This window comes from Prevotella sp. MGM1, assembly GCF_002933775.1.
In the GTDB taxonomy this organism is placed as follows: Bacteria; Bacteroidota; Bacteroidia; order Bacteroidales; family Bacteroidaceae; genus Prevotella.
In genome coordinates, this window is record NZ_BEWV01000052.1 from 1 (window position 1) to 11,395 (window position 11,395).

The window sequence follows — 11,395 nt, forward strand, 5'->3', positions numbered from 1 at the left end:
TATACTCTTGATACTCTCTCCCGCCCACCGGAAAAATCCGCTGACCCGTTTTTGGACTGACCCGAAAATCCACTGACCCAAAATCACCACAATAAACAAAAAAGTCCGAAGAAAAACCTTCGGACTCCTGCGCTTCAAGATGGGCTTGAACCAACGACCCCCTGATTAACAGTCAGGTGCTCTAACCAACTGAGCTATTGAAGCAGTGATTGCGCATCATTTCTGAATTGCGATGCAAAGGTAATGCGTTTTTCTGAAACACGCAAACTTTTCCGCAAAAAAATCGTCGAAACATATTATTTTTTTATAAAAAAGAAGCCAAACAGGTTGCTGTTAGAGTATAAACATGTAATTTTGCGCCAGCAAACATATATACTTAGTATAGTCATTCAATATAATAATGAAAATGAAAAAACGATTGTTTCTCATCATGCTCGCCTGTATGACACTAATACCGGGACAGGCACAGAAAGGCAAGAACCATAACTTCGAAGTGGCGAAGAACATAGATATATTCAACGCCATATACCGGAACCTCGACCTCATGTATGTAGACACGCTCGACCCAGCAATGGTAATAGGCAACGGCATCAACGCCATGCTGAACAGCCTCGACCCATACACAGAGTATTATCCTGAGAGCAAGTCGAAAGAATTAAAGATGATGCTCACCGGAAAATACGCGGGTATAGGAGCGGTGATACGCTACCATCAAAGATTGAAACGGGTGGTGATAGACGAGCCCTATGCCGGCATGCCGGCGGCTGAAGTCGGATTGAGAAAGGGCGACATCATACTTGCGATAGACGACAGCATCACGACAGACAAAAACGTGAGCTATGTCAGCAGCCATCTGCGCGGTGACGCAGGCACGAGCTTCGTACTGAAAATCGAGCGCCCGTCGACCGGCAAGGTGATGAAGTTTAAAATCACGAGAAAAAGCATCAAGATGCCAACCATTCCATACTACGGGATGATGGCTGACGGAGTGGGATACATCAACCTGAGCGACTATACTGAAAACAGCGCTAAAGAGATGCGCCGGGCGTTCGTTGACCTGAAAAGACAGGGGGCGGCCAAACTGCTGCTCGACCTGCGCGGCAACGGAGGCGGCTCGTTGCAGGAAGCCATCGACATATTAAATATGTGGATACCCAAAGACATAACCCTTGTGGAGACAAAAGGCAAATTGGCGAGAGCAAACAAAGCATACAAGACGAGAATGGAACCCACGGACACGGTGATGCCGATAGTCGTGCTCGTGAACGGGGAGACCGCGAGCGCGGCCGAAATCACATGCGGCTCGCTGCAAGACCTCGACCGCGGAGTGGTGGTCGGCACCCGGACATACGGCAAGGGCCTGGTGCAGGTGCCTATGGAACTGCCATACAACACAAACATGAAACTGACCACAAGCAAATACTACATACCCAGCGGCCGCTGCATACAGGCCGTGAACTACAAGCACAGCGGAGGAGGATATACCGAGCGGGTGCCCGACAGCCTGACACACGTGTTCCGCACAAAAGCCGGACGCGAGGTTCGAGACGGCGGAGGCATAAAGCCCGACATAGAGTCGAAGCCCGACACGCTGCCAAACATTGCCGTATATCTCGACAGGATCGACACGATGGAGGTGATGTTCGACTTCGTGGTAGACTACATAGCCAAGCACCAGACCATCGCCCCCGCAGAGAAATTCACGCTGAGCGACGACGACTTCGAGGATTTCAAGCAGAGAGTGATAAAGAGTGGCTTCACATACGATCCCGTGACGGAAAAGAAACTCGACGAGCTGGTGAAGCTGGCCCGCTTCGAGGGATACTACGAAGATGCCAAGGATGAGTTTGACGCGCTCAAGGCGAAACTCAAGCACGACGTGGCAAAAGACATTGACCGCCACAAAGAAGTAATAAAAGAGATGATAGAGCGGGACATTGTGGCGGCATATTACTTCCAGGAGGGAACGATGAAAGCCGCGATGAGGTACGACAAACAACTGAAAGAGGCCGAGCGGGTGCTCAACGATGAAAAGGAATACCACCGGTTACTCTCCGCACCGAAAGGCAACGCGCCAAAAGAGGAAAAGCAACAGGCGAGAACAAACCTGCACGCAAGCACGGACACCCACCCGACACCGGCAGACAGGCCTTCAATCATGGCAGCCTGACGGTCTTACGGCCTGTTATACTGCATATTAATACATTTTTTCCGCCAAATACTTGGCAGATAACGGAATTATGACTAACTTTGCACCGTTCGGTGGAATGAGGGGCTTCTCGAAAGCTCCTCATTTTATTTTAATAACATCTATAATTATATGATAGATAAAAACGTAGTAAAGACGATTGTCGAAGAATGGTTGCAGGAAGGCGAGTACTTTCTTGTTGACGTGGTGATGACACCAGACTACCGCATAGTGGTAGAGATAGACCATGCCGACGGAGTGTGGATAGAAGACTGCGCGGCACTCAGCCGCTTTGTGCAGGAAAGACTGGGCGACGAGCTGGGCGACTACGAGCTGGAAGTAGGCTCGGCCGGCCTTGGGCAGCCTTTCAAGGTAGCTCGCCAGTATGTCAACCACATCGGCAAGGAGGTCGAGGTGCTCACGTCCGACGGCAAGAAAGTGCAGGGCGTGCTGACAAGCGTCGACGGCACGGCGTTCACCGTGACAGTGAAGGAGAAACAGAAAGTGGAAGGCAAGAAACGCCCCGTCATTGCCGACGTGGAGAAAGCCTTCAACATGAATGACGTGAAATATACAAAATACTTATTAAGCTTCAAATAGAATATGGCAACAAAGAAAGACGAGAAAGGTCCCAGCATGATAGAGACCTTCCAGGAGTTTAAGGAGACCAAAAATATCGACCGCACAACGATGGTCAGCGTGCTGGAAGAGAGCTTCCGCAACGTGATAGCCAAGATTTTCGGCAGCGACGAGAATTTCGATGTCATCGTAAACCCCGACAAGGGCGACTTCGAGATACACCGCAACCGCATCGTTGTGGCCGACGGAGAGGTGCAGGACGAGAACAAAGAAATATCGCTTACCGACGCACAGAAGATAGAACCCGACTATGAAGTGGGCGAAGAGGTCAGCGAAGAGGTGAACTTCACCAAGTTCGGACGCCGCGCCATCCTCAATCTTCGCCAGACACTGGCATCGAAGATACTCGAACTTGAACACGACTCTCTTTACAATAAGTATAAAGACAAGGTGGGAACGATCGTCAGCGGCGAAGTATACCAGATGTGGAAGCGCGAAGTCCTCATCGTCGACGACGAGGGAAACGAGCTGCACCTGCCCAAAAGCGAGCAGATACCGTCGGACAGCTACCGCAAGGGCGAGACCGTGAGGGCCATCGTACTACGAGTGGACAACGAGAACAACAACCCGCGCATCATCCTGAGCCGCACCAGCCCGATATTCCTCGAAAGGCTGCTCGAAGCCGAAGTGCCCGAAATCAACGACGGACTGATCACCATACGCCGCGTGGCCCGCATGCCGGGAGAACGTGCCAAGGTGGCGGTAGAGAGCTACGACGAGCGCATCGACCCGGTAGGAGCGTGCGTCGGAGTGAAAGGAAGCCGCGTACACGGCATTGTCCGCGAGTTGTGCAACGAGAACATAGACGTGATCAACTACTCGAGCAACGTGCAGCTGTTCATACAGCGTGCGCTGAGCCCGGCCAAAGTGTCAAGCATCACACTCGACACGGAGAACCACAAGGCCGAGGTGTACCTTCAACCGGAAGAAGTATCGCTCGCCATCGGCCGCGGAGGTATGAACATCAAGCTCGCTTCCATGCTCACAGAGTACACCATTGACGTGTTCCGCGTCGTGAATGAGGGCGAGGCCGACGAAGACATCTACCTCGACGAGTTCTCCGACGAGATAGACCAATGGGTCATCGACGCCATCAAGAGCATCGGACTCGACACGGCCAAGGCCGTGCTCAACGCTCCGCGCGAAATGCTTATCGAGAAAGCCGACCTCGAAGAAGAGACCGTCGAGCTTGTATTGCGGGTACTGCGCGCAGAGTTTGAGTAAATGGAACCGTGTGTGTGAATTACGAATTTGAAAATGTTGAATTCGTAACTCTCAATTCAGCATCGGGTGTCGGACCCGGCAATTCGTAATTTATAATTCGTAATTCAAAATTAAACAGAATGGGTGTCAGATTAAATAAAGTATTAAAAGAACTGAACATAGGACTTCAGACGGCTGTCGATTTCCTGAAAAACAAAAAAGATCTCGGCGAGATCAAAGAGGATGCCAATGTCAACACCAAGATAACGGTAGAGCAATACAACGCGCTTGTGAGTGCGTTTAAAGGCGACAAGGACATCAAGAGCGAAGCCGAAAAGATATTCGCCAAGAAAGCCAAAGACAAGAAAGCCGAGAAAGCCGAACGCAAAGCCACGAAAGGAGAAGAGCTGCTCGAACAGCGCCAGTCGTTCAAACCGCTGGGAAAAATTGACCTCGACAGTGTGGGCAAGCGCCCGGCAGCGCCAGTCACGGAAGAGAAAAAAGAACCGAAACAGGAAGAAAAGACCGTGGCTGAAACCAAAACACCGGAAAAGCAACCGGAAGTGAAGATCGAGCCGAAACCTGAAAAGCCGGTGACGGAAGCCCCGAAAGATGAAAAGAAAGTAGAGGCGAAAGCCGAACAGAAAGCCGTGAAAGATGCTCCGGCAGAAAAGCCCATAGAGCGGAAGCCTGAAAAGCCAGAGGCCCCGAAAAAGGAACAGGCAGCGAAACCGCAGCAAACACCGCAGCAGCCCAAAGCCGAGGAGCCGCAACAGCCTGCTACGGCAAGTTCGCCGAGCATCTACACGCTGAAAAGCGAAAACACCAAGGCACCGCAGGTGAAAGTGCTCGGCACGATAGACCTTGCCGCACTGAACCAAAGCACACGCCCGAAGAAGAAATCGAAAGAGGAACGCCGCAAGGAGCGCGAGGAGAAAGCCGCCCAGCAACGGCCGGCCGGCGACCGCAAGAAGCGCGTACGCATAGGCAAAGAGCGTGTGGACATAGAGGCCGCCGCCAACCAGCCGGGCAACAACCAGAACAAGAAAAACAAGAACAAAGGCGGTAATAACGGCGGCAACAACGGCGGAGCGAACAACAACCAGGCCGGAAACGCCGACAACCGTCAGGGCAAGCGCAACCGCAAGAACCGCAACCAGCCGAAGCCTCTGGAAGTGAACGAAGAGGACGTGGCACGCCAGGTGAAAGAGACTCTGGCCCGACTGACGAGCAAGAACCAGAACAAGAAAGGTGCAAAGTACCGCCGTGAGAAGCGCGACGCCGTGCAAGAGCGTCTCAACGAGGAGATGCGCTCGGAGCAGGCAGAGAGCAAAACACTGAAACTCACTGAGTTCGTGACCGTGAGCGAGCTTGCCACCATGATGAACGTACCTGTAAACAAGGTCATCGGCACGTGCATGAGCATCGGCATCATGGTGTCTATCAACCAGCGTCTCGATGCCGAGACCATCAACCTGGTGGCAGAGGAGTTCGGATTCAAGACCGAGTATGTGAGTGCGGAGGTAAGCGAGGCCGTGAGTGAGGAGGAGGACGATGAGAACGATCTCGTGCCGCGCGCGCCGATTGTCACCGTCATGGGTCACGTAGACCACGGAAAGACATCGCTGCTCGACCACATACGTAACACCAACGTGATCGCCGGCGAGGCGGGAGGAATCACCCAGCACATCGGAGCATACAACGTGACACTGTCCGACGGACGTGAGATCACGTTCCTCGACACACCGGGTCACGAGGCGTTCACCGCCATGCGTGCCCGCGGAGCCCAAGTGACCGACATCGCCATCATCATCATCGCGGCGGACGACAGCGTCATGCCCACCACCAAGGAGGCCATCGCACACGCACAAGCCGCCAACGTACCTATGGTGTTTGCCATAAACAAGATTGACAAGCCGGGAGCAAACCCCGACAAGATACGCGAGGACCTCTCGCAGATGAACCTGCTCGTGGAGGAATGGGGCGGCAAGTACCAGTGCCAGGAGATATCGGCGAAAAAAGGACTCGGCGTCGACGAGCTGCTCGAAAAGGTGCTGCTCGAAGCTGAGATGCTCGACCTGAAAGCCAACCCGAACCGCCGCGCCACCGGCTCCATCATCGAGTCGTCGCTCGACAAGGGCCGCGGCTACGTGTCTACGGTGCTCGTAAGCAACGGAACGCTGAAAGTGGGCGATATCGTCATCGCCGGAACGAGCCACGGACGCATCAAGGCCATGTTCAACGAGCGCAACCAGCGAATGGAGAAAGCCGGCCCGGCAGAACCCGCAATAATACTCGGACTCAACGGAGCGCCCACCGCCGGCGACTCGTTCCACGTGATGGAGACCGAGCAGGAGGCACGAGAGATTGCCAACAAGCGCGAGCAGCTCCAGCGCGAGCAAGGCCTGCGCACGCAGACACGCCTCACGCTGGCCGACATAAGCCACCGCATCGCCCTCGGCTCGTTCAAGGAGCTGAACCTCATCGTCAAGGGAGACACCGACGGTAGCGTGGAGGCTCTGAGCGACTCGTTCCTCAAGATGTCTACCGAGAAAATACAGGTCAATGTCATCCACAAGGCCGTGGGTCAGATTTCGGAGAACGACGTGACGCTGGCCGACGCGTCAGATGCCATCATCGTTGGCTTCCAGGTACGGCCGTCGTCGGCCGCACGCAAGCTGGCCGACCGCGACGGAGTGGAGATCAACACCTACTCCATCATCTACGATGCCATCGAAGACATACGCTCTGCGATGGAAGGAATGCTCGACAAGGTGAAAAAAGAGATCGTCACCGGCCAGGTTGAGGTACGCGAGGTATACAAGATATCGAAGGTCGGCACGGTTGCCGGAGCGCTTGTCACCGAAGGCAAGGTACACCGTGTGGACAAAGCGCGCCTCGTGCGCGACGGTATCGTGGTCCACACAGGAGCCATCAACGCCCTCAAACGCTACAAGGACGATGTCAAGGAGGTACCCGCAAGCTTCGAGTGCGGTATCAGCCTCGTCAACTTCAACGACATACAGCAAGGCGATATAATAGAGACGTTCACCGAAATAGAGGTGCAGCAGAAGCTGTAGACCATATAGCCAATAAAAAACCTCCGCCCGGAAGAGTGCTTACATCACTTCTTCCGGGCGGAGGTTTTTTTATTATTTTTAGTTCAGAGTGATGAGTTTAGAGTGCAGAGGTATGATTAATCATAGTGCAGAGGGCAGAATTATGAATGCAGAGATATGATTACTCTTCTATATTGGAAGTATAAGTGAAATCTTTAAGCATACCTACTTACTACCCAGCTCCCCACAAAATCCCTTTTAACATATCAATATCCGACAAAACGATCTCCATATTTCGTTTATTTCAAAATAAAAATCACACGGGCGAAGATATCGCCGTATTTTGCGATTTTCACCGTACAACCCAGCCTATTAAAAGTCGTCTTGCGATGAAATAACAAGTAAGGAGTTTGCAGTAAGTAAAATAACTTCGAGAATCGATGTCACATCGTAAATCACACATAAAATATTATATCCATTTAATGTCCGTTATAAAATAATTTCGTATCTTTGCTACGTTGATTCCATAGCAGAAGTCCACAAGGGCTGGTGGTGGGGCCGACATATATATGATAAGGCGTTTACTTGCGCTTTGTGCTTGACGCATAGAAACTTCGCAACTTTCTGGTAAAGTCAAGAACATGGCAACTGTAGATGCTCCGTGGGGTATGTTATATCCATATCCGTAGCATACTTGCGCTTTCTCGGCGCAGGCAAGTGAGGATTATATACATATCTGGCGTGGGCTTCTGCGTTGCTCGTTCAACTTTACCGGGCAATGCGAAGGCCTCTATGCGTGGGACGAGTGACGAGTGGAAACACCCACGCTTTTTTCTTATATATTACCCTCATTCTATTAAAAATCTCCTGCATAGGGTGTTTGCCGGACTAAACTAAAACATTGATAATATGAATTGTGATTTAAGAATGGTGTATGAACATCTCATGTGCGATGCCTTTAAGTGCGAAAGGGGCAGTTATCCTTTTGTGAATGCCGACTGTTATGACGGCATCATGAAACATACTGCCGAAACAGTGGCTTATATAGAGACGGCCCTGATAGTGCTCGCCGGAAACGAACCGTCAAAGAGAGAGAAAATACAGAAGTACATCTGCATGATTGGAGATGCGGATAATCGTAATGCCGAACTCGCAGATACCGTCCTGTGCGGAATATATAACGATGGAATAGTCTATTGACCGAATGCTTTTTATTACCTAACCGAATGTTTAACATATAAATATAATGTATTATGGAAAAAGTAAAGATTTTATTATTATGCATGCTGTGCACAATATTCACAGTTGGTTTAACCTCATGCGGAGGCGATGACGACAACGACACGTATATCCCCGAAGGCTCACAAGGCGGCGATGATGACAAGGATGAAGACGGCAAAAATGATGGGGATAAAGATAACGACGACAAAGATGATGGAGATAAATTTATACCGGAAAAAACTGTTCATTTAGACATGGCCGGAACCTTGCCGGATAAAATAACAGAGTCAGAAATGTATACCACAAAGAGTTTAAAGATTTCAGGTGTACTTAATGGCACAGACATTCTCTTTATAAGAAAGATGCTTGGAGTAGATCAGCATTCTAATCCTACCGGCGGGATACTGGAAGAACTTGACATCAGCGATGCGAAGATTGTACCGGGAGGAGATGAGTATTATAAGAATTATAAAACTTCGTATGACGCCATTGGTTCTTATATGTTTCATCAAATAAAGAACTTGAAAATGATAAAACTTCCCAGTACAATAAAAGGTATTCGTCCTTATGCCTTTGAAGGTTGCACCGGACTAACATCGATAATATTACCTAAGGGATTGGAACGTATTGGGCCTGAGGGAGAAGCTTGTATTGGGTACCGCGCTTTTGGTGGCTGCACCGGACTAACATCCGTAACGTTACCTGAGGGATTGGAATATGTTGGTGGCTTTGAAGGTTGCACCGGACTAACATCCGTAACGTTACCTGAAAGTTTGGGAAGTATTGGATATGCCGCTTTTTCTGGCACAAGATTAACATCTGTGACGTTACCTGAAAGTTTGAAAATTATTGAATATGCCGCTTTTTATGGCGTAGGATTAACATCAGTGACGTTACCTGAAAGTTTGAAAAAAATTGGGAAGAAAGCTTTTTGTGATTGCACAGAATTAACATCGGTAACGTTACCTGAGGAATTAGAAAATATTAGTATAGATGTGGGCGTATTTTATAGGTGTAATAACCTTAAAAGTGTTTACATAAAGGCTAAAAAGGCTCCACACATAAGCATACCATATTTGTTTTATTTTACAAATGACAATATTCCGAAGCTTTACGTTCCCCGTGGATCACTTAATGATTATAAAAATAGCAACTGGCATATATACTTTAAAGAAATATATGAATATGACTTTTAATAATTAATTCTTATAATAATGAATTATGAATAATAGCATAAAAAATAAGTTTTCAAAGACAAACAAGCTTTATCATTTCACGAAATTCGAAACAGCATTAAAGATTATAAATTCCGGCAGACAACTTTTTGGTGAGTTGGCTGGCATGAATGATGTCTGTGAGAGCTGTAAAGTTGTATATAATAAATATACAGAAGGCCGGAAGTGGAAGATAGACAATATAAATACAGAAATATCGAAATACATACAGATAAGCATGACAAATGATTCGGATTGCAGATTCGGTTTCGATTTGCAACAGATGTGGGGATTGTATGCCGAAAAAGGCAAAGGCGTATGCCTCGTATATGACAAAGATGAAATTGAAAAAGCACTGTCACCAACAGACATGCGGGGAATGATAAAATACTGTTGCCATGTCACGCCAGATGAAATCTTTGACATGAAAGAAGAAGACAACTTGGAAGAGTGCGTGAAAAAATACGCCAAACAGCAGTTTTTCCGCAAACGCAAAGAATGGGAATGGGAACAGGAGTACAGGATATTGAGACGTGGCAATGAGAAAGGGAAAGAATTTCTGGACATAAGTAACAGCCTGAAATACATCATCATGCAGAATGCCAACTCGCAAGACGCAGGGCAATGCGTAGTAGACAGTATAGAATATAAGATAATGGAAGCCGTGGCAGGCGAAATACCGATATTTGTCTATACGCATTTTATAGGCGAGCAAAAGCTTGACTATAAGAATGAATTTACTATATGGGATAGTAAGAATCAATTTGAACAAAAGAGTCTTGGGGTTAATATCGATGTTTAAAGGTATTCTTTGAGAAATTAAGGGATATTCTTTGAGAATCTTTAAAGGAACAAATTCAATAACAAAAACATTCAAGAATATGAAAAAGATTATTTCTATTATCACAGCTTGTATGCTTGCAGCTGTTTCGACATTCGCTCAGTACAATGTCGGCACCTCTACTACAACCCAAACAGACATGTTCGGTAACACTGCGACCATCCATCGTGACGCATACGGAAAAACTACCGGTACTTCTACTACCGGTAAAACGGACATGTTCGGCAACACTACTACGATACATCGTGATGCGTATGATCATACAATCGGCACTTCAACCACCGGTAGTACCGACATGTTCGGCAATACAACGACAACACATCGCAACTCGTATGGCCAGTCAACCGGCACCTCAACTACCGGTGAAACGGACATGTTCGGCAACAGAACCACACAGCAGCGCAGCAATACGGGAACTGGAATTTGGACATGGTAACTTCAAAATCCACAGGCATGAAAAGATATCTGACAATTCTGGCATTGGCCTTCATTCCAACTATGGTATTGGCTCAGATTGTTGTTAATAGCACCTTCAAGCCCCTTTCTTATGAAGAACTGATAATAAGTGCTCAAGCAGAAGCATATCGCCAGCAAAAGATGCAGGAACGCTTCGATGAGTACCAAGACAGGGCCTATAACTGCTATAACAAAGGTGACTACAACGGCTTTATATACTACTCTGATTATGCTTTGAAGACCGGCTGGTATAACAGCAAACTGTATTATGATAGAGGTGCTGTCTTTGAACGACTCCACGAATACGGTAAGGCCAAGAAAGAATACAAGCGTGCTTTAAAGAAAGGATATTATCCAGCACAGTCTGCGTATAAGCTATGTAAGATACGCCAGAAGGCCTGGAAAAATCTAACAAGTAAAATAGACAATATCCATCGATAATTGAAGAAAATTGCATATTATTGCTGTCCGGTAAAACTCAAAACAGCATAAACTTCCTATCCGCAATGCCTATTTATGGGCACAAGCCGAAATTCCGGTGCATTTGTTAAAACAATGAGAATAGAGTGTTAAA

At 48.2% G+C, this 11,395-nt stretch carries 9 protein-coding genes and 1 tRNA gene; 9 read left to right on the plus strand and 1 reads right to left on the minus strand.

The genetic code is table 11. The features are described from left to right. Positions 1-130: 130 nt before the first annotated feature. Positions 131-204, minus strand: a tRNA-Asn gene (locus tag MoGM_RS01215). Positions 205-406: 202 nt separating this feature from the next. On the opposite strand from MoGM_RS01215, the gene MoGM_RS01220 reads away from it, so the two are divergent. The 9 genes from MoGM_RS01220 to MoGM_RS01260 all read left to right on the plus strand — a co-directional run bounded on the left by MoGM_RS01220 (position 407) and on the right by MoGM_RS01260 (position 11,262). Beyond that, positions 407-2,170 (plus strand): S41 family peptidase, encoded by a 1,764-nt coding sequence (locus MoGM_RS01220; protein WP_104368413.1) that lies wholly within the window; start codon positions 407-409, stop codon positions 2,168-2,170. A 150-nt stretch (positions 2,171-2,320) separates the two neighbouring features. Next, entirely contained in the window at positions 2,321-2,788 is a 468-nt protein-coding gene (rimP, locus tag MoGM_RS01225) for a ribosome assembly cofactor RimP (protein ID WP_104368405.1), read from the plus strand. Between the two features lie 3 nt (positions 2,789-2,791). Further along, positions 2,792-4,051 (plus strand): transcription termination factor NusA, encoded by a 1,260-nt coding sequence (nusA, locus tag MoGM_RS01230; protein WP_104368406.1) that lies wholly within the window; start codon positions 2,792-2,794, stop codon positions 4,049-4,051. Between the two features lie 119 nt (positions 4,052-4,170). Next, positions 4,171-7,110, plus strand: coding sequence for a translation initiation factor IF-2 (gene infB, locus MoGM_RS01235; RefSeq protein ID WP_104368407.1), 2,940 nt, complete (start codon positions 4,171-4,173; stop codon positions 7,108-7,110). An 888-nt stretch (positions 7,111-7,998) separates the two neighbouring features. Continuing rightward, complete coding sequence (locus tag MoGM_RS01240; RefSeq protein ID WP_104368408.1) at positions 7,999-8,289, plus strand: hypothetical protein; 291 nt, start codon at positions 7,999-8,001, stop codon at positions 8,287-8,289. Between the two features lie 53 nt (positions 8,290-8,342). Next, the gene (locus MoGM_RS01245; RefSeq protein WP_104368409.1) at positions 8,343-9,506 is read left to right on the plus strand and encodes a leucine-rich repeat domain-containing protein; all 1,164 of its coding nucleotides are present in this window, start codon (positions 8,343-8,345) and stop codon (positions 9,504-9,506) included. A gap of 25 nt (positions 9,507-9,531) precedes the next feature. Beyond that, positions 9,532-10,326, plus strand: a complete 795-nt coding sequence (locus tag MoGM_RS01250; RefSeq protein ID WP_104368410.1) for a DUF2971 domain-containing protein — start codon at positions 9,532-9,534, stop codon at positions 10,324-10,326. Between the two features lie 79 nt (positions 10,327-10,405). Next, positions 10,406-10,801: a hypothetical protein gene (locus tag MoGM_RS01255; protein ID WP_104368411.1), complete on the plus strand. Its 396-nt coding sequence runs from the start codon at positions 10,406-10,408 to the stop codon at positions 10,799-10,801. 17 nt (positions 10,802-10,818) lie between these two features. Next, positions 10,819-11,262 (plus strand): hypothetical protein, encoded by a 444-nt coding sequence (locus tag MoGM_RS01260; protein WP_146078608.1) that lies wholly within the window; start codon positions 10,819-10,821, stop codon positions 11,260-11,262. Positions 11,263-11,395 lie beyond the last annotated feature (133 nt).